Source organism: Pseudaminobacter soli (ex Li et al. 2025) (genome assembly GCF_029892515.1).
GTDB lineage: Bacteria > Pseudomonadota > Alphaproteobacteria > Rhizobiales > Rhizobiaceae > Pseudaminobacter > Pseudaminobacter soli_A.
On record NZ_JARXVF010000001.1, the window covers coordinates 1,925,699 to 1,944,673 of the forward strand.

Consider the following 18,975-nt stretch of genomic DNA (forward strand, 5'->3'; position numbering starts at 1 on the left):
TGCCCGCGCTGTCGGAACCAGACGGCTTGCCGCCAATGCGGGTCTCTATTCTGGCTAAAAAGAAGCAAGTTCAGGTCCCCATGAAGAACGGCGTTGTCATTGTCGGTGCGGGTCACGGCGGCGTCCAGGCGGCGGCCAGCCTGCGTGAAGAGGGTTTTGACGGGCCGATCACGCTCGTCGGCGACGAGGCCGAGCTGCCCTATCACAAGCCGCCGCTGTCGAAGACCTTCATCAAGGACCCGGCAGCCCAGCCGCAGATGCTGCGCGCCGAAATCTTCTACAATAACAACAAGATCGACCTGCGGCTCGGCAGCTCGGTCGAGTGCATCGACCTGGCCGGCAAGCGGCTGGACCTCGGCGACGGCAGCCATATTCCGTTCGACGCCGCCATCCTGGCGACCGGATCGCGGCCGCGCGAGCTGAAGCTCGCGGGCTCGGAACTCGCCGGCGTGCTGTCGCTGCGCTCGGTGGCGGATGCGCGTGTCATCCGCGATCTCAGCGCCAAGGTCGAAGACGTCGTGATCCTCGGCGGTGGCTTCATCGGCCTCGAAATCGCCGCCACGCTGACGCTCGGCGGCCGCCGCGTGACGGTGGTGGAGGCGCAAGACCGGCTGCTTGGCCGCGCGGTGGCGCCTTCCATTTCGGCCCATGTGCGCCAGCGGCTCGAGGCCATGGGCATCCGCATCCTGACCCAGACCACGATTGAGCGGCTCGAAGGCGAGAATGGCCGTCTCAGCGGCGCCCTCACCTCGCGCGGCGAGCGGCTGCCGGCACAGATGGCGATCATCGGCATCGGCGTGGTGCCCAATGTCGAGCTGGCGCAGGCCGCGGGCCTGAAACTCGCCAACGGCATCTGGGTGGACGGCCAGCTGCGCAGCTCGCAGCCCGAGATTTTTGCCATAGGCGACGTCGCCAGCTATCGCCACGTGTTCTCCAACAGCGACGTGCGGCTGGAATCGGTGCAGAACGCTACCGACCATGCCAAGCTCACCGCCCGCATCATCACAGGCCATGAGGGGCACTATGACAGCGTGCCGTGGTTCTGGTCGGATATCGGCGACATGAAGCTGCAGATGGTGGGCCTGGCCGGCACCAGCGACAGCAATGTCGTGGTCGGCGACGTGGCCGACAACAAGTTCTCCGTCTACCACTATTCGGGCAGCCGTCTGATCGCCATCGAGTCCGTTAACCGCCCTGCCGACCACATGCTCGGCCGCAAGATGCTGGGCGCCGGCTTCTCGCCGCGGCCAGAAATTGTCGAGGCCGGCACCGATGCGCTGAAGGCCGCCCTTGCCGACGCACAGAAGGTCGCAGCCGCATAGGAACCGGGAGATAGGGGGCGCCGATGTCGGATGACTGGTTCGTAAGGCAGCCTATCGACCGGCAGATTACGCTGGTGACCGAGCCCTATGTCGACCCCTATTTCAGCGCCAATATCTGGCTGGTGCGCGGAGCCGACGTCGACCTCGTCGTCGATACCGGCATGGGCCTGCGGCCGCTCCGGCCCGTGCTCGACCTGACACCGGGCAAGCCGGTGCTGGCGCTGGCAACGCATATCCATCTCGACCATGTCGGCGGGCTCGCCGAATTCGAGCAACGGCTTGGCCCTCGCCAGTCGGCCGAAGCTTTTGCCACCATGCCCGACGCGCTGACCTTTGCCGACGAGTATCGCGAAATCGCTGAGCCGGTAAGCCGGCTACCTCATCCCGATTGGGTCCCGGCAGACTACCGGCTTACGCCCGCGCCGCTGACGCGCATCCTGGACGAAGGCGACGTCATCGACCTTGGCGACCGTAGTTTTACTGTGCTGGAACTGCCCGGCCACTCGCCAGACGGCATCGGCCTGTTCGACGAAAAGAGTGGCGTCTTCTTCGGCGGCGACGCTATCTATGACGAGGAGCTGCTGGACGACATTCCGGGTTCGGACAAGGCCGTCTACCGGCAGACCATGGAGCGGCTGAAGACGCTGCCGATCAGCATCGGCCATGGCGGGCATGGCCCGAGCTTCGATGCCAAGCGGATGCGCGAAATCATCGACGAGTATCTAGCCAAGTAGCGCCCCCCAAAAAAATGCCCCGGCGAGCGGGGCATTTTCCGTCGTATCGCCAGAAGGCTTACGCGCCGGTGTTCCAGCCGGCGATGGACTTGACCTCGAGAAAATCTTCGAGGCCCCACTTGCCGCCCTCGCGGCCGAGGCCCGACTGCTTGTAGCCGCCGAAGGGGCTGCCGGGGCCGCGCGAGGCGCCGTTGAGCTGCACCATGCCCGAGCGCAGGCGGCGCGCCACACGGTGGGCGCGTTCCTGGCTGTCGGTCTGGATGTAGCCCGACAGGCCGTAGGGCGTGTCGTTGGCGATCGCGATAGCCTCTTCCTCGGTATCGAAGGGGATCATCGCCAGAACCGGGCCGAACACTTCTTCCTGAGCGATGCGCATGTCGTTCGACACATCGGCGAAGATGGTCGGACGCACGAAGTAGCCGCGATTGAAGCCTTCCGGACGGCCGGTGCCGCCGGCGACGAGGCGCGCGCCTTCCTTGATGCCGACATCGATCAGGCCCTGGATCTTGTCGAACTGCATGGCCGAAATGACGGGGCCGATGTGGTCGCCATCGTCAGCCGGATTGCCGACGCGGGTCTCTTCGGCAGCCTCACGGGCCACTTCGACCGCCTGGTCATAGATCGAGCGCTCGACCAGCATGCGCGTGGGCGCATTGCAGGACTGGCCGGTGTTTTCGAAGCAGTGCGCCACGCCGCGCTTGACCGCGGCCGAGACGTCGGTGTCGGCAAAGACGATGTTGGGCGACTTGCCGCCGAGCTCCAGCGTCACGCGCTTGACCGTTTCGGACGCCGCCTTGGTGACGGCAACGCCGGCGCGGGTCGAGCCGGTGAAGGACATCATATCGATGCCGGGATGGCGCGACATGGCTTCGCCCACGGTCGGGCCATCGCCATTGACGAGGTTGAACACGCCGGCCGGGAAGCCGGCCTCTTCCATGATCTCGGCAAAGAGCATCGACGACATCGGCGCGATTTCGGACGGCTTCAGCACCACGGTGCAACCGGCGGCGATGGCCGGCACCACCTTCAGCGTCACCTGGTTCATCGGCCAGTTCCACGGCGTGATGAGGCCGCAGACGCCAATCGGCTCATGCACGATACGGTCGTTGGGGGCGACCTCGCTGAGCTGATGCTCGAATTCGAAGTTCTTCAGCTCGCGGATGAAGTTCTTGATGTGATAGGCGCCGACGGAAGCCTGGGATTCGGTGGCAAGCTTGATGGGCGCGCCCATTTCGCTGGAGATCGCCTCGGACATCTCGGGCAGGCGGCGCTTGTAGGCGGCGAGCAGCTTTTCGAGATATTCCAGGCGCTCCTCGCGGCTGGTGCGGCTCCAGCTTTCGAACGCCTTGCGGGCGGCGGCGACGGCCTTGTCGACATCGGCGGCCGAGCCCAGCGAGATGACGGCGAAAGGCTGCTCGTCTGCCGGATTGATGACCTCCAGCTCCTTGGGCGTGATCGGCGCGGTCCAGCGTCCGTCGATGAAGAAATCGGTCTTGCGCAGCATGAAGCTCTCCTTTGCAACGGCAGTCTTGGCAGACGTAGCGCTTTGCCGCCCGTCTTTCCGCGATGATTACGACAAGATTGGTGCTTCATAAGTAGCAATGAAGACGTGGCCGTTCAAACCGGGCGCGACGGGAAAATGACTGGACCAGCGGCAAGCAATCCTGCCGGGTGGTTGTCAGGATAGTTTTCATCTTGGGATTGCGTTGCCCAAAACTGCCTGTATAAGTCCGCTCCCCTCGAAAACGAGCGACCGCCATGTCCATTCTCTCCGGTTCCCGCCGCAAGGCGGCCATCGCCTTCATCCTCGTGACCGCCATTCTCGACATCGTGGCAATGGGCATCATCATTCCGGTGCTGCCGTCGCTGATCGAGGAATTCGCCGGCTCGAATGCCGAGGCGGGCTGGATCAACGGCGTGTTCGTGGCGCTGTGGGCCGGCATGCAGTTCGTCGCCTCGCCGGTGATCGGCTCGCTGTCCGACCGCTATGGCCGCCGCCCGGTGATCCTGCTTTCGACGGTGGGCCTGGCGGCCGACTATGTGCTGATGGCGCTGGCGCCGAACCTTTGGTGGCTGGCGCTGGGGCGCATCGTCGCCGGCATCACCTCGTCGAGCTTCACCACGGTCTTTGCCTATATGGCCGACATCACCCCGCCCGAGGACCGCGCGCGCGGCTACGGGCTGATAGGTGCTGCCTTCAGCGCCGGCTTCGTGGCCGGACCGCTTCTGGGCGGCGTGCTGGGAGAGATCTCGCCGCGCGCGCCGTTCTGGTTCGCGGCGGCGATGAGCGGCATTGCCTTCCTTTACGGGCTGTTCGTGCTGCCGGAGTCGCTTGTGCCGGAAAAGCGCATGACCTTCTCCTGGAAGCGCGCCAACCCGTTCGGCGCGATGATGCTGTTGCGCTCGCACGCCGAACTCACGGGCCTGGCAATCGTGACCTTCCTGCTGCACTTCGCCCATCACGTGTTCTCGGCCGTGTTCGTGCTCTATGCCGCCTACCGCTTCAACTGGCATGCCTGGGAAGTGGGCGTGCTGCTGGCGATGGTCGGCGTGCTCGACATGACGGTGCAGGGCCTGTTGGTCGGACCGATGGCAAAACGTTTCGGCGACCGCGCCACCATGGTGCTCGGCCTGTTCGGCGGCGCCATCGGCATCGCCTGGATGGGGCTCGCGTCGACGGGCCTGTTGTTCACGCTCGCAATGTTCCCCAACGCGCTCTGGGGCCTGGCCATGCCGACCCTGCAATCGCTGATGACCCAGCGCGTCTCGGAATCCGAGCAGGGCCAGCTGCAGGGCGCCAATATGAGCGTGGCCAGCGTGGCCGGCGTGGTCTCGCCGCTGTTCTTCGGCGCGGTCTATGCCTTCACCCTGCGAGAAGGGTCGTGGCTGCCCTATCCGGGTGCCGCCTTCCTGATTGCCTCCTTCGTGCTCCTGTGTGCGGCGCTGATCGGCTGGGTGGTGGCGCGGCAGGCAAGCCGGCGCGAGGAAGAAGCGTTGTCCTGACGCCCTTTTTGGGGCGTCACCCGGCGGCGCGTGACGCCGCCAACCTCATGCGCACCCAGCGCAACACCTCAAAATCGAGATCGATTACGCGTCGACTCAAAATGTTACGGGGTCCTTTGACGCGCCAGATCTGCCGCGCGGCACAGCTGGACGCGGTACGGCCGGGGTCTTTCCCTCCGCCTTTCGGGGGGCAACCCGGATCGTGGACGGGTCAATCTACGACCGACGGCTTAGCCGGGTACGGCGTCACCGGACAAGCATATCCGAATAAGCTAGTAGGTTAATGTAAGGTTAATCCCGTAGGTTCTGCGGTGACACGAATCCGCGCAGCCGCCTGACAAACTGTTTCCAAGTGACTCCAAAGTTGTCTCGCGGCCATGGAACCGCCAGTAGTCTGCCGCATTTGCCGCCCCATTTCGCCCGTACCCGCTTCGGCACCGATTAACGGAGCCTAACCGAAAGATGATGAATTTTCAGACTGCGATCTCCGCGGTCGCGGTGACGGCCGGCCTGATGATTGCCGCCTCTACCGTAACCGCCTCGGCCCAGTGCGGCCGCGCCTCCTGGTACGCCCTCACCTCCAAGACGGCGTCAGGCGAGCGCATGAACCCCTCGGCCATGACCGCAGCCCACCGCACCCTGCCACTCGGCAGCAAGGTGCGCGTCACCAATCAGAGCAACGGCCGCAGCGTCATCGTGCGCATCAATGATCGCGGACCCTTCGTAAAAGGCCGCGTGCTCGACCTTTCAAAGGGCGCAGCCGCGAAGCTCGGCTTCGTCAGTTCGGGTCAGACCGCCATCTGCCTGGCCCGCGAGAGCTGAGAATTCAATCTGTTCGACGCCGTTTCGGCGATCGCCTCGGCCAGCCCAAGTCCCCATTGCGCCTTGCAATAAGCTCGGAAATCAAAGCACGGCAGGCCGGGGCAGACCTCGAACTCGATGAGGTGGACGGTGTCGTTCGCCTCCACCCGGAAATCCATCGAAAAGACGTCGCGCAGGGCAAGCGCCTGCATGAGCCGGCCTGCGATGGCGCTGATGCGTTCGGCGGCGCGCGGCTGGCCGGCGGCCACCGGCACCAGTTCCGGCTCGGCATAGGCGCCTGTCGCCTTCGCCTCGGCGCCGGTGTCGCCATAGAGCGCCAGGCTGTCCTCCATCGTCTGGAAGTCGCCGCCTGAATCGACGAAGAAGATGCCGAGCGCCTCGACGCCCGTTTCCGGCTCCAGCCCCAGAAAACTCACCCGCACATTGCGCCCGGCCACATAGGGCTGCACCACGACGTCGTCGCGATAGGCGGCAAAGACGCGGCGGCTGAGATCGAGCGCATGATCCAGCGAATGGCAGCGCGAATCCGAATAAATGCCGATCTTGGCGCCGAGCCGGTTCGGCTTGACGAAGTATCCGGACGGTGAAGCCGGCGGCTCGACCAGCCACACGCCATTGCGCGCAAGGCCCGCCTCGGGCACCGGCAGCCCAAGCGCGCGCAGAACCGCGCCGGAGCGGAACTTGTCCTGACAAAGCGCAAAGAGGGAGTCGTCGGCGCCCAGCGTCGGCAGATCGTTGAGCCGCGCCAAGGCAGGCCCCGCGCTGCCGCGGAAATAGGCGATGCCGTCGCTGATCGTCCAGACCAGCGTCCGCTCGGGATCGCGGCCGGCGAGCGCCTGCGGTGCATCGTCCAGCGCCACCGGCTCGAAGCGGAGGCCGCGCCGGGCGCAGGCCTGCGCCATGGCGTCGAATTCGGGCGCAATGTCGGTCGACTGGGCAAGATAGGAGGCGACTTCAGCGGCGCGGGTGGGCGAACAGCCATTGGCAACCAGCCGGTCGAAGCAAGCCCGCTCGGGCTCATAGACGAAAAGCAGCGTTGACGACTGGTCTGGCATTTTATTCCACTCCTCCGGAGCCTGGTTAATCCGGCAGACCGGACTTGGCTCCATCTCCATTGTCTCCCGCATGATGCTTGCCAAAACCTTTCGTGCTTTGCGGGAGATCGACCTTGGCCAAGCGCTGGCGCGACATCGGCTCCAGGATGCCAATAGTCTCTACTTCGCCTAACGCACGAAAGCTGCCACGCCGCAGGGCTCCAGGATCTCGCTGCCGAGAAGCAGCGCGTGCCCATCGATCCATTGCCTGATGTCGATCGGCTCCGGCCCGTAGTTGAAGATGTAGCGCGTCGGGCCGTTGTCGCGGATGCGGATGTCGCGCGGCAGGCGGTGAACAGCCACGCCGGCCTTGCCGCAGAGATACTCGACCACGCGCGCAGCATAGGCCCCGTTGGGCTGACCGGCGAGATAATGGAAGGTCTCCACGGCATCACAGCAGAAGGCCGCCTCGCCGTCCTGCGTGGTGTCGATGACCCGCACGCCCTCGCCCAAGGACAAAAACTCGCGCCAGGTTTCGAAGGCGCAGACATTGGCCGGCTCGTCGATGCCGATCGCGAAGGGCGGCGCAAGCGTCTCGGAACGCCGCACCTTTATATGCATATGCGCCTGGAACCCCGCGCCGGGCGGCAGGGTGTCGGGAATGCGGAAATCGGGCGTGCGCGAGCCGGTGCGCGGGCCGGCCAGCACCACCTGCCCGTCCGCGCCGAGCGCAGCGGCAAGGTCGGCAGACAGCGAAAACAGCCCCGGCAGCAGCACAAGCCCGTAGCCGCGCACCGCATCAGCCCGCGGCGGCACGATGTCGACCGAAACGCCGAGGCCGCGCAGCGCCCGGTAGAACAGCAGCACCAGCCTCAGATAGTCGAAGGACTTTCCCTGCGGCTGGATCGCCCACGCCCAGGCACTTTCATAGTCGAAGACAATCGCCACCGGCGCTTTCGTCGTGGCGACCTTCGCCCCCGTCGCCTTGATCTCACGCGCGACGGCGCTGACCACATGGTAGGCCTCGTTGGGCGTCGTGTCGGGCAAAAGCAGCGCCTCGTGCATCTGCTCCTGCCCGAAGGGCGCCTGGCGCCAGCGGAAATAGCTGACCACTTCCGCGCCCGCCGCAAAAGCTTCCCACGCCCAGAGCCGCACCGCGCCCGGCGCTGGCGCAGGATTGTGCGGCGCCCAGTTCACCGGGCCGGGCTGCTGCTCCATCACCCACCAGCGGCCGCGGCCGCAGGCGCGGTAAAGGTCGTGGTGGAAAGCCTGCAGATCGGGGTCGCCGACGCGCATGTAGCGCTGCTTGCGCTCGGGGTCGGTGGTGTCGCGGTCGAGGAAGCCGAGCGGATAGGAATCCCACGACGCCGCATCGAGATCGGCCGAGACGGCAAAATGGTCGAACGCCAAGAACGAGCCCATGAAATTGTGCAGGATCGTGCGGCCCGGCGAATGCTTGCGGATGATGTCGGTCTGCAGCCGGTTGAAGCTGACCACCTGGTCTGACGAATAGCGCCGGAAATCGAGCCGGTGGGCGGGCGCGGCCTCGGTGACGGTGAGGTTGGGCAGCTCGACCTCGTCGAAGGAGCGATACTCCATCGACCAGAACACCGTGCCCCAGGCGCGGTTCAGCGCATCGGGCGACTGGTATTTTTGCGAGAGCCAATCGCGAAAACCGGCAAGTGCTGCCGCCGAATAGCTCTCCACCGTATCGTGGCAGCCATATTCGTTGTCGGTCTGCCAGGCGACTACGGCCGGGTGTTCACCGAAGCGCTGGGCAAGGGCGGTGACGATGCGGGCGCATTCGCGCCTGTAACCCCGGTGGCTGAAGCAATAGTGCCGGCGCGAGCCGAACTTGCGCACGCGGCCCTCGGCATCGACGGCCAGCATGTCTGGCATCCTGTCGACCAGCCATTTGGGCGGGGTTGCCGTGGGCGTGCCGAGCACCACCTGCAGCCCCTCGCCATGCAGCGTGTCGATGGCACGCGCCAGCCAGTCGAAATCGTAGCGGCCGGGCTCCGGCTCCAGCCGCGACCAGGCAAATTCGCCAATGCGGACATGAGTAATGCCCGCCTCGCGCATCATGCGCGCATCGATGGCCCAGCGCTCGGGCGGCCAGTGTTCGGGGTAGTAGCAAACGCCGAGTTTCTGGCCGGTGGTCATGGCGAATTTCCCTAGATCAGCACGCGCGGCTCGAAGCGTCCCTTCACCGGCAGGTCGAGCAGCAGGGTCATGCCAGCCTGCGGATCGGCCTTGCGCGCCGCCTCGTCCATATGTTCCCAGGCGCTGGTGACGGCCAACCGGTCGGCAGCCGCGCCGATGAAGGCCGGGCAGGACGGCTGGCGGGTGGGCAGGGAAATGGTGCGGATGCGGCGGCCGTCGGGCGAATAGGCATCGAGGCAAGCCGCGCCCCAGCGCGCATTCCACAGAACGCCTTCGGCATCCACGACCGAGCCGTCCAGCCCACCCGGCTGGCCGCTGTGATCGAAGAACAGCTGCTTTTCTCCGATCGGCAGGCCGGTGTCGGGATCGCAGGGGATGCGATAGAGCAGGTTTTCCATAGTGTCGGTGTAATAGGCGACGGTGCCGTCCGGCGAGAAGCAGATCGAATTGGTGATCGAAATGTTGGAGACCAGCCGCCGGACCTCGCCCTTGAAGAACCAGTAGATCGAGCCCGCACCACGCTCGGCCTTCTTGCCCATGGTGCCGATCCAGAAGGCGCCGCAGGGATGCACGCGCGCATCGTTGGAACGAGTGACGGGATTATCGGCCTCGATCGGCAAATAGGAGGTGATGGCGCCCGTCTTCACGTCGCGCAGGCTGAGCCCGCTTTCGCCGACCAGAAGCTGGTTGCCGTCATTGACGACCGCCAGCGCGCTCATCATCTCGGGCAGGTCGCGGACGATCGTCTCGCCGCCGCCGATCTTCTTTTCGAGCAGCTTCTTGCCGACAATGTCGAACCAGAACAGCGTGTCGGTTGCGGGGTCGTAGGTCGGCCCCTCGCCCAGATGGCAGTTGTGATCCGACAGGATCGATACGCCCACGTCCATTCATTCCTCCTCGAAAACCGCATCATAGGCGCGGACCGCAGCCTCAGCGCGCTCGCGCACCATAGCCGAGGTCATGCCCGGCTTGAACAGGCTGGAGCCGAGGCCGAAGGTGCGCACGCCGACCTTTCGATAATCGGCAAAATTTGTCTCCGAGACGCCACCCACCGCGCCAATGACCGCATCCGCCGGCAGCACCGCGCGAATGGCGGCAATGCCGGAAGGCCCGAGCACGCTGGCCGGAAAGAATTTTAGCGCCGACGCGCCGAGCCGTAGCGCCAGCAGCGCCTCGGTGGGCGTGAACACGCCAGGCATGGTGATCATGCCGTGATGGTTTGCCCGCTGCATCACTTCGGCATCGATGTTGGGGCTGACCAGCAGGCGGCCGCCGGCGTCGTGCAGGCGGTCGACATCCTGCGGGGTGAGCACGGTGCCGGCGCCCACCAGCGCATCGGGCAACAGGCGCACCAGCGTTTCGATAGAGACGAAAGGCTCGGGCGAATTGAGCGGCACCTCGATGGCCTCGATGCCGGCCTCGAAGATGGCGCTGCCGATTCCCGCCGCCTCGTCGGGTTTCAGGCCGCGCAGGATGGCGACAAGGCCGCGCCGCAGTTTTGGAAAGGGAATGCTGGTCATGCGGTTGCCTTGCTTTCGATCATGCCGAGATGCCGTGCGGCGGCAAAGAGGCCTGTGCGCACGGCGGCGTCGCCATCGGCGATGCGCACCTCGTGGCCGGCGAGTTCCAGCGCCGCGCGATAGAGCGGCGAAAGTGCTGCGGAGCCGACGAGCGTGACCGGTTTTTTGTCCGCCGCCGCGAAGCGGCGCGTGGCCGAAGCCACCTCCGCGCCGATCAGCAGGCCGGAGAGCATGGCAGCGCTGTCCTGCGCCGAAAGCCCGGCGAGCAGGCCGGCGGCACGGATGCGGAAGAGCTGGGCGCCAATGTCGCCGCCCTGCGCCAGCGCGTCCGCACAGGCCTGGCGAAACGGTGCAGCATCGGGGGACACATGACCGGCGCCGGTCACCGAATGGCGCAGGATCGATTGGCTCGACAGCAGCGAATAGAGTTCGCCGGTCAGCCAGGTGCAAAAGCCCGCGACAGCGCCGTCGCGCATCTCGACCCATTTGGAATGCGTGCCCGGCATGCAGACGAGATGGCCGCCCGAGGCAAGCGCGGCGATGCCGGCAAGCTGGGTTTCCTCGCCGCGCATCACGTCGGGCGCATCCGGGTCGTGCTGGGCAATGCCCGGCACGATACGGATTTCTCGCGCGCTGCTTGCTACCCTCACCGCGCCGGCCAGCACTTCGCCCAGCGCAACGGGCGCCGAGGCGTAGGGCGCCTCGACCCAACCCTGGCGCGAGCCGGCCATGCCACAGATAACGACCGGCAATGCGGCAGGCGCCTGGAGGACGGCCAGATGGTTTTCCAGAATGGCGGCAAATCCCTGCGGGGGCACCGACAAAAGCCCCTCGGCGCTGCGCCGTTCGGCAAGCACCGCACCGGCTGCGTCGAGCAGCCAGATCCTGAAATGCGAGGTGCCCCAGTCGACCGCCGCGACCGCCGGGCTGATATGCGATGTCACAAAAAACCTCCGTCGACGATCAGCGTCTGCGCCGTCAGCATGCGCGAGGCATCGGACGCCAGGAACAGGCATGGGCCGACCATGTCCGCCGGTTGCATGACCTCCTTGATGCATTGGCGCGAGACATGGGTGGCGAGCGTCTCGTCGGTGACCCAGAGGTCGCGCTGGCGCTCGGTGATGACCCAGCCAGGCGCGATGGCGTTGACGCGGATGCCATGCGGGCCGAGTTCGCCGGCCAGCCCCTTGGTGAGGCCGATAATGCCGGCCTTGGCCGTGGTGTAGGACGGCATGTTGGGGTGGTTGATCATGAAGGAGGTGGAGGTGAAGTTGATGATCGAGCCACGGCCCGCCTCCCTCATGCCCGGCGCCACCGCCTGCGCGGTGAAGAAGTGCGGCCTGAGATTGATCGACTGGTTGTTGTCCCAATAGTCGGCGGTGACGCTCTCGACCGCATGGCGGTTGTCGAGCGCGGCGTTGTTGACCAGCACAGTCACCGGCCCATGTGCTTCGGCCGCGCGCGTCACCGCCGCGCGCAGAGCCTCAATATCGCGTAGGTCGGCCTTGAGGAACAGCGGCCGCGCGCCGGTCTTCTTCTCGACATGCTCGCACAGCGCCTCGCTGGCGGTCTCCGCAATGTCGATGAAAGCGACCTTCGCGCCTTGCTGGACAAAACCCTCGACAATGGCAGCGCCGATGCCAGAGCCGCCGCCGGTGATCAGCAGTGAGGCGCCCTCGAGGTCTGGAAATTTTGCCGATGGCATCATGTCAGGTCCCCTCCCAAATCGTCCGCTATGCCTTGCGCCATGGAATGCACGACGCAGCAAGGAAGGCCAAGAGGGTTGGTCTCATGATGCCGCCCTTATCTTGCCGCTCGGCCGCAGCCATTCGGGAAGCCAGTCGCCATGGGCGGCGATGAGCTGGTCAGTCAGGTCCCAGATCTGTTCGAGATCGAGCTCGGCGGCGGTGTGCGGGTCCATCATGGCGGCGTGATAGACGTGCTCGGGATTCTCGGTCATCAGGGCGGCGACCGTCAGCTCCTGCACATTGATGTTGGTGCGGATGAGTGCGGTGAGCTGGGGCGGAAGCTCACCGACGAAGGTGGGCTGGATGCCGTTGTCGTCGACCAGGCAGGGCACCTCGGCCGCGCAATTAGCCGGCAAAGATGTGATGCAGCCATTGTTGCGCACATTGCCGTAGATGACGGACGGCTCGCCGGTCCACACCGAATTCATGATCGAGGAAGCGTATTCGCGGCTTTGCTGTACGGTGATCGTCTCGGCCTTACGGTAGTCCTCGGCCTGTGCGTGCCAGCGCTCGACCTGCTCGATGCAGCGTTTTGGATATTCGTCGAGCGGGATGCCGTATTTCTCGATCAGGTCGTCGCGGCCGTCCTTGATGAAATAGGGCGTGTATTCGGCGAAATGCTCCGAGCTTTCGGTGACGAAATAGCCGAGCCGCATCAGCGTTTCGTAGCGCACCTTGTTGGGGCAGCGCGGGTTCCATGAGCTGGGCTTGGGGAAGCGGCCTTCGAGATAGCCGCGCCTGAGCGCCGGATAGAGATCGCGAAAGCTGCCGTCGGGCTGGCGGTGTTCGAAATTGAGATAGAAGGCCATGTGGTTGATACCGGCGGCGCGGTAGCGGATTTCGCCGACCGGAATGTCGAGGTCGCGCGCCAGTTCCTCGGCCGTGCCCTGCACCGAATGGCAGAGGCCCACCTGTTTGATCGCCGGATATTTTTCCGCGATCGCCCAGGTGTTGATCGCCATCGGGTTCACATATTGCAGCAGGATCGCGGCGGGGCAGACCTCGAGCATGTCCTCGCAGATCTTCCACAGGTGCGGCACGGTACGCAGGCCCCGCATGATGCCGCCGACGCCAAGCGTGTCGGCGATGGTGTGACGCAGGCCGAAACGCTTCGGCACCTCGAAATCGATGACGGTAGCCGGCTCGTAGCCACCGATCTGGAAGGCGACGACGACGAAATCGGCCTTTTCCAGCGCGCGGCGCTGGTCCGTATAGGTCTCGATTGTCGCCGGCACGCCGAGCGAGCGCGCGAGCTTCTTGGCCACAAGCTCGGACTCGGCCAGCCGCCCCTGGTCGATATCCATCAGCGCGACCGTTGCGCCGGCCAGCGCGGGCCGCTGCAGCGTGTCGCCGATGATGTTCTTCATGAACACCGTGGAGCCGGCGCCGATGAAAGCGATTTTCGGGTTTCTGGTCATGTCGTCAGCCCTTGGTGGCGCCGAGCGTGAGGCCGGCGATGAAATGGCGTTGCATCAAGAAGAACATGAGGACGGGCGGCAGTGCGGCAACGATGGAGCCGGCCGAGACAAGGTTCCAGGCAGCGATCCACTGCCCATTCAGCGCATAAAGCCCGGCGGTGACGGGCAGCGCGTGGCTGCCCTGCACCAGCACGGTGGCCCAGAAATAGTCGTTCCAGATGAAGGTGAAGATCAGCACCGAAAGGGCTGCGATCGCCGGGCGCATCAGCGGCAGCACGATGTACCAGAAGATGCGGAACTCCGAGACGCCCTCGACGCGCGCGGACTCGATCAGCTCGTGCGGCAGCGCCTTGATGAAATTGCGCATGAAAAGCGTGCAGAAGCCGGTCTGGAAGGCGACATGGAAGCACACCAGTCCGGCCGTGGTGTCGTACATGCCAAGCCTCAGCGTCAGCTCGCGCACCGGCACCATGAGGATCTGGAACGGCACGAAATTGCCGGCCACGAACATGAAGAAGACAATGAAGTTGGAGCGGAAATTGTAGACCGCAAGCGCAAAGCCGGTGAGGCACGACAGGGCCACGGCGCCGATGACGGTCGGGATCGTGACCTTGAATGAATTCAATATGTACTGGCCGATCAGCGAGTTGCGGAAGACGTCGGCATAGTTTTCAAAGGCAATGTGCGAAGGCAGGCCGAAATAATTGCCGGCCGCGAGGTCGCCGGTCGGCTTCAGCGAGGTGACGGCAACGCCGATGAGCGGCAAAAGCCACAACACCAGCGCGACTGGCAAGGCGATCTGGTAGCCGTAGCGGACGATCGGTGAGGCGCGTTCGACGGGGGTGGGAAACATCTTCTCAGCCTCCCGACCGTTCGTCGCGGACCATGTGCCAGATGAAGCCGGAGATGAACACCATCATGATGGCGAAGAGCACCACCGCAATCGCCGCGCCATAGCCCATGCGAAAACCATATTCCGACAGCGCCTGCTCATACATGTAGAAGGAGAGCACGCGGCTCGAGCCATAGGGCCCGCCGTCGGTCATGATCGAGACAAGGTCGAAGGAGCGCAGCGCGCCGATGACCGTGACGACCACGGCGATGAATGTAGCCGGCTTCAGTTGCGGCAGGATGACATGCCAGAGCATGCGCCAGCCCCTGGCGCCATCGAGCCGGCCGGCCTCGATCTGGTCGGGCGAAACGTTGTTGAGGCCGGTGAGGTAGAGGATCATGCAATAGGCGATCTGTGGCCACAGGCCGGCGGCGATGATGCCGTAGGTGACGTAGCGCTCGTCGGCGAGGATGGCGATGGGCGTGCCGGTGAGTTCTTCCAGAAGTAGGTAGAACAGCCCAAAACCCGGCGCGTAGAACCATGAGAAGATCAGCCCCACCACCACCTGGCTGATGACGAAGGGGAAGAAAAACAGCGACTTGTAGATGCGGATGCCGGTGACGGTCTGGTTGAGGAAGATGGCGATGAACAGGCCCGCCGGCACGGCCAGCATGTAGAGCACCAGCCACAGAATGTTGTTCTGCAGCGAGGTGTAGAAGGCGTCGTCGTCGATCAGCTCGACATAGTTTCCGAGGCCGATCCAGGTTTTTACGCCGATGCCGTCCCAGTCGTAGAAAGAGATCCAGATCGACTGGAAGATCGGCGCAATCACATAGACGAGAAACATCAGCACGCCCGGCGCCAGGAACAGCACCGGCGCGAGCTTGCGCTGATTGCGCCGCCAGTAGCTCGTCGTCCTGACTTCGGGAAGCGCAATCGTCGCCGAATTCGCCACCGCATTTCCTCCAGCATCTACAGGTCGAAGGACGTCCGGGCGGCGGTCAGGCCGCCCGGACGTCTCGGTTCAACTCGGGATCACTTCGCCAGACGTGCCCGGGTCTTCTCGAGCTTGTCGAGGATCTTGTCGACATTGTCCGGCTTGACCATGAACTGCTGGAACCCTTCCATGCCGGCCTTGGCCATTTCGGCCGATGCGTCGCGGTCATAGAACTGGGCGAGTGCATAGGCGTTGGACAGCATGGTAAAGCCCTGTTCGAGGAACGGGTCGTTCGGCTTTTCCGACTTGTTGTTGACCGGCAGCTGGCCGAGCGTGGCGTTCATCTTGGTCTGCGTCTCGGGCTTGGCGAGGAAGGCCAGGAATTTTTTGGCGTCTTCCTTGTTCTTGGCGCCCGAGGGGATGTGGATCGTGTCGGTCGGGGCGTCCTCGGCCATCGGCAGTCCGGGCGTGATTTCGGGGAACTGCATGAAGCCGATCTGCTCGGGCTTCAGGCCGCCATTCTTCATGACGTCGACGGCAAAATTGCCCATCAGATACATGGCAGCCTTGCCCTGCACGAAGAGCGGCACGGCATCCTGCCATTCAAGCGCGGCGTGGTTCTTGATGTAATAGCCCGGCTTGACCAGCTCGGCCCATTTCGCGAACACCGCCTTCACCTTCGGGTCGGTGTAGGGCACCTTGCCGGCGGTGAGGTCCATGTGGAACTCGTAGCCGTTGACGCGCAGGTCCATATAGTCGAACCAGCCGCCGGTCGGCCACAGCGGCTTGGAACCGATGGCGAAAGGCGCGATGCCCGCGGCCTTCAGCTTGGCGCACGCCGCTTTCAGCTCGTCCCAGTTCTTGGGAACGGCGATGCCCTGCTTTTCGAAGATGTCCTTCCGGTAATAGATGCCCCACTGATAGTAGGTGTAGGGCACGCCCCATTTCTTGCCGTCGATGGTCATGGAGGCGGCGGCGGATTTCAGCGTGTCGTCGAGACCGTTTTCCTTCCAGACGTCCGAAACGTCCTCGAACAGGCCGGCCTTGACGAAGGGCGCCATGCGGTTGCCGGCATACCAGTTGGTAAGATCCGGCGCGTCGGCGGTCAGGAAGTTGCGGATCGAGCTCTTGTAGCCTTCATGGTCGAAATTGTTCCACTTGACCTTGATGCCCGGATTAGCCGCCTCGAAGTCGCTGATCAGATCTTCAAAGGCCTTTTTCGGTGCCGGATCGGTGGTGTCGGTGTTGATGACCAGTTCGCCGGCCAGAACCGGCGCTGCGAGCAGCATGCCGGTGGCCGCGCCAAATAATGCGGATTTCAGCAGGACTTTCATTGCAATGGTTCCTCCCAAGGTTTGGCAGTCCCCGCACCTCCGGCTGCCGGAAGCTCCTCCGCGGGTCGGGCCAGCCCTACGGGCAAGCCCGCACAGTCCTCTCAAGTTCCATTATTTGGAACTCAATTTGACTATTCAGAATTATTTGTTTAGCTTTGCCGCTTGTCAAGAGATCAGCTTGTCGGACCGAGAATGACTGCAGCCAACGAACACGCCGGGACCGGAACCCTCGGCAAGGCGATCGACGTACTGGAGGCGGTGGCGGCCTCGCCCGAGCCGCTGCGCTTTACCGATCTGTTGAAGCTGGTCGACCAGCCGCGCGGCACGCTGCACCGGCAGATTTCCAATCTGATCGAGGAAGGGCTGCTTTCGGTCCGGCGCGACAATTCCTACGAGCTCGGCCTGACGCTGTTGAAGCTTGCCTCGCGCGCCTGGTCGGGCAACCAGTTCCGGGCGATTGCCGAGCCGCATCTGAAACGCCTGCACGAGTTGACCGGCGAGACGGTGCATCTGGGCGTGCTCAGAGGCGTCGAGGTGATCTATCTCGACAAGGTCGAGAGCCGGCAGGCGGTGCGCATGTATTCGCAGATCGGCAATGCCTCGCCGGTCTATTGCACCGGCGTTGGCAAAGCGGCGCTCTCGGCTCTGCCCGATGCGGAGCTGGAAAAGCGGCTTTCTTCTATCGTCTTCAAGCGCCACACCGAAACCACGCTGCCGGGCGTCGCCGCGCTGCGCACCGAGATCGCCGAGATCCGGACAACAGGCCTCGCCTTCGACCGGCAGGAGCATGAGGTCGGCATCCACTGCGTTGCCGCACCCATCCATTCGCGCGACCGTGACTTCGTGGCCGGCGTTTCGGCCACCGCGCCGGCCTATCGCATTAGCATGGAGCAGCTGACCGCCTGGGGGCCGCTGGTGAGGGAAACCGCCGCTGCGATCATGGAGGACATGGCGGCGCGGCTGGGCCCCAAGGCATAGCAGGGAAGAAACAGAACAAAGAACCGGAGGGAGGAAACCATGGCCGGTTTGGAAATCAAGGGCGTGAAAAAGTCCTTCGGCAATGTCGACGTCATCCATGGCGTCGACCTCGATGTGGCGAGCGGCGAATTCGTTGTCTTCGTCGGGCCGTCGGGCTGCGGGAAATCGACCCTGCTGAGGCTCGTCGCCGGGCTTGAGGATGCCAGCGCCGGCGAGATCGCCATCGGCGGCCGAGACGTGACGCGCGTGGACGCCGCCGACCGGGGTGTGGCCATGGTGTTCCAGTCCTATGCGCTCTACCCGCACATGACGGTGGAGGAAAACATGGGCTTTGGCCTGCGCATGACCGGCACCGACAGACACATCGTTGCCGAGCGCGTAGCCAAGGCGGCAAGCATCCTGCACCTGCAGGAGCTTCTGAAGCGCAAGCCCAAGCAGCTTTCCGGCGGCCAGCGCCAGCGCGTCGCCATCGGCCGCGCCATCGTGCGCGAGCCGAAGGTCTTCCTGTTTGACGAGCCGCTTTCGAACCTCGATGCGGAACTGCGCGTGCAGATGCGGCTGGAGATCGCCAAGCTGCACAAGAGCCTCGGCGCCACCATGATCTATGTGACCCACGACCAGGTCGAGGCGATGACGCTGGCCGATAAGATCGTGGTGCTGCGCGCCGGCCGGGTCGAGCAGATCGGCACGCCGCTCGAGCTCTATGACAACCCCGACAACCTGTTCGTGGCCGGCTTCATCGGCTCACCCAAGATGAACTTTTTGAAGGCGCGGCTCGTGGCCGCCAGCGATGGCATTGCCACCGTTGCGCTGCCGGAATTCGACAACACGCGGGTGCCGATAAAGCTTTCAGGCAAGCGGCCGGAAGCTGGACGCGAATTGCTGCTGGGCATCCGCCCCGAACATTTCGAGCCCGGAGGGGCAATAAGAATCCGCACGCAGATCGATGTGGTCGAGGATCTGGGCGGCGTGTCCTACGCCTATTCTCGCGCCTCGGGCGAAGCACCGCTGGTCATCGAGCAGAAGAACGTGCGGGGCCTGCGCGAAGACACACTGCTGGACACCGGCTTCGACCCGGCCCGCGCCCTTCTGTTCGATGCGGAAAGCGGCGCGCGCCTGCGCTGAGTTTC

General features: G+C 64.4%; 17 protein-coding genes. 6 read left to right on the plus strand and 11 right to left on the minus strand.

Features of this window, described 5'->3' with window-relative positions; translation table 11 throughout:
* Window positions 1-80 precede the first annotated feature (80 nt).
* Together M2281_RS09190 and M2281_RS09195 are read left to right on the plus strand one after the other, a co-directional pair.
* Window positions 81-1,322 (plus strand): NAD(P)/FAD-dependent oxidoreductase, encoded by a 1,242-nt coding sequence (locus tag M2281_RS09190; protein WP_280820752.1) that lies wholly within the window; start codon window positions 81-83, stop codon window positions 1,320-1,322.
* Window positions 1,323-1,345: 23 nt separating this feature from the next.
* A complete protein-coding gene (locus M2281_RS09195; protein WP_280820753.1) occupies window positions 1,346-2,056 on the plus strand; it encodes an MBL fold metallo-hydrolase in 711 nt (236 codons plus the stop codon).
* A gap of 58 nt (window positions 2,057-2,114) precedes the next feature.
* Here the strand turns inward: M2281_RS09195 and M2281_RS09200 are convergent, their stop codons facing one another.
* Window positions 2,115-3,560, minus strand: a complete 1,446-nt coding sequence (locus M2281_RS09200) for an aldehyde dehydrogenase family protein (RefSeq protein ID WP_280820754.1) — start codon at window positions 3,558-3,560, stop codon at window positions 2,115-2,117.
* A 254-nt stretch (window positions 3,561-3,814) separates the two neighbouring features.
* Here M2281_RS09200 and M2281_RS09205 point away from each other — a divergent pair, with 254 nt between their 5' ends.
* Window positions 3,815-5,059, plus strand: coding sequence for a TCR/Tet family MFS transporter (locus M2281_RS09205; protein WP_280820755.1), 1,245 nt, complete (start codon window positions 3,815-3,817; stop codon window positions 5,057-5,059).
* A 465-nt stretch (window positions 5,060-5,524) separates the two neighbouring features.
* Entirely contained in the window at window positions 5,525-5,881 is a 357-nt protein-coding gene (locus M2281_RS09210; RefSeq protein ID WP_280821164.1) for a septal ring lytic transglycosylase RlpA family protein, read from the plus strand.
* Here the strand turns inward: M2281_RS09210 and M2281_RS09215 are convergent.
* From M2281_RS09215 to M2281_RS09260, 10 genes are all read right to left on the minus strand, one after another.
* Complete coding sequence (locus tag M2281_RS09215) at window positions 5,848-6,936, minus strand: D-alanine:D-lactate ligase-like protein (protein ID WP_280820756.1); 1,089 nt, start codon at window positions 6,934-6,936, stop codon at window positions 5,848-5,850. The genes M2281_RS09210 and M2281_RS09215 overlap by 34 nt on opposite strands.
* A gap of 168 nt (window positions 6,937-7,104) precedes the next feature.
* On the minus strand, window positions 7,105-9,078 hold the full coding sequence (locus M2281_RS09220) for a beta-galactosidase (RefSeq protein ID WP_280820757.1): 1,974 nt from the start codon (window positions 9,076-9,078) through the stop codon (window positions 7,105-7,107).
* An 11-nt stretch (window positions 9,079-9,089) separates the two neighbouring features.
* Window positions 9,090-9,965: an SMP-30/gluconolactonase/LRE family protein gene (locus tag M2281_RS09225; protein WP_280820758.1), complete on the minus strand. Its 876-nt coding sequence runs from the start codon at window positions 9,963-9,965 to the stop codon at window positions 9,090-9,092.
* The gene (locus M2281_RS09230) at window positions 9,966-10,598 is read right to left on the minus strand and encodes a 2-dehydro-3-deoxy-6-phosphogalactonate aldolase (protein WP_280820759.1); all 633 of its coding nucleotides are present in this window, start codon (window positions 10,596-10,598) and stop codon (window positions 9,966-9,968) included.
* Window positions 10,595-11,542 carry a 2-dehydro-3-deoxygalactonokinase gene (locus M2281_RS09235; RefSeq protein WP_280820760.1) on the minus strand — a complete coding sequence of 316 codons (948 nt, stop codon included), beginning with the start codon at window positions 11,540-11,542 and terminating at the stop codon, window positions 10,595-10,597. Before M2281_RS09235 ends, M2281_RS09230 begins: the two co-directional genes overlap by 4 nt.
* Window positions 11,539-12,306: an SDR family NAD(P)-dependent oxidoreductase gene (locus M2281_RS09240; RefSeq protein WP_280820761.1), complete on the minus strand. Its 768-nt coding sequence runs from the start codon at window positions 12,304-12,306 to the stop codon at window positions 11,539-11,541. The genes M2281_RS09235 and M2281_RS09240 overlap by 4 nt, the downstream gene beginning before the upstream one ends.
* Window positions 12,307-12,387: 81 nt before the next feature.
* Window positions 12,388-13,764 carry an alpha-glucosidase/alpha-galactosidase gene (locus tag M2281_RS09245; protein WP_280820762.1) on the minus strand — a complete coding sequence of 459 codons (1,377 nt, stop codon included), beginning with the start codon at window positions 13,762-13,764 and terminating at the stop codon, window positions 12,388-12,390.
* 4 nt (window positions 13,765-13,768) lie between these two features.
* Window positions 13,769-14,617, minus strand: a complete 849-nt coding sequence (locus tag M2281_RS09250; protein WP_280820763.1) for a carbohydrate ABC transporter permease — start codon at window positions 14,615-14,617, stop codon at window positions 13,769-13,771.
* Window positions 14,618-14,621: 4 nt separating this feature from the next.
* Window positions 14,622-15,443, minus strand: a complete 822-nt coding sequence (locus M2281_RS09255) for a carbohydrate ABC transporter permease (RefSeq protein WP_342394251.1) — start codon at window positions 15,441-15,443, stop codon at window positions 14,622-14,624.
* Between the two features lie 188 nt (window positions 15,444-15,631).
* The gene (locus M2281_RS09260; RefSeq protein WP_280821165.1) at window positions 15,632-16,822 is read right to left on the minus strand and encodes an ABC transporter substrate-binding protein; all 1,191 of its coding nucleotides are present in this window, start codon (window positions 16,820-16,822) and stop codon (window positions 15,632-15,634) included.
* A 237-nt stretch (window positions 16,823-17,059) separates the two neighbouring features.
* Between M2281_RS09260 and M2281_RS09265 the strand changes: the two genes are divergently transcribed.
* Window positions 17,060-17,845 (plus strand): IclR family transcriptional regulator, encoded by a 786-nt coding sequence (locus tag M2281_RS09265; protein WP_280820765.1) that lies wholly within the window; start codon window positions 17,060-17,062, stop codon window positions 17,843-17,845.
* A 39-nt stretch (window positions 17,846-17,884) separates the two neighbouring features.
* Window positions 17,885-18,970, plus strand: a complete 1,086-nt coding sequence (locus M2281_RS09270) for an ABC transporter ATP-binding protein (protein ID WP_280820766.1) — start codon at window positions 17,885-17,887, stop codon at window positions 18,968-18,970.
* The last annotated feature ends 5 nt before the right edge of the window (window positions 18,971-18,975 follow it).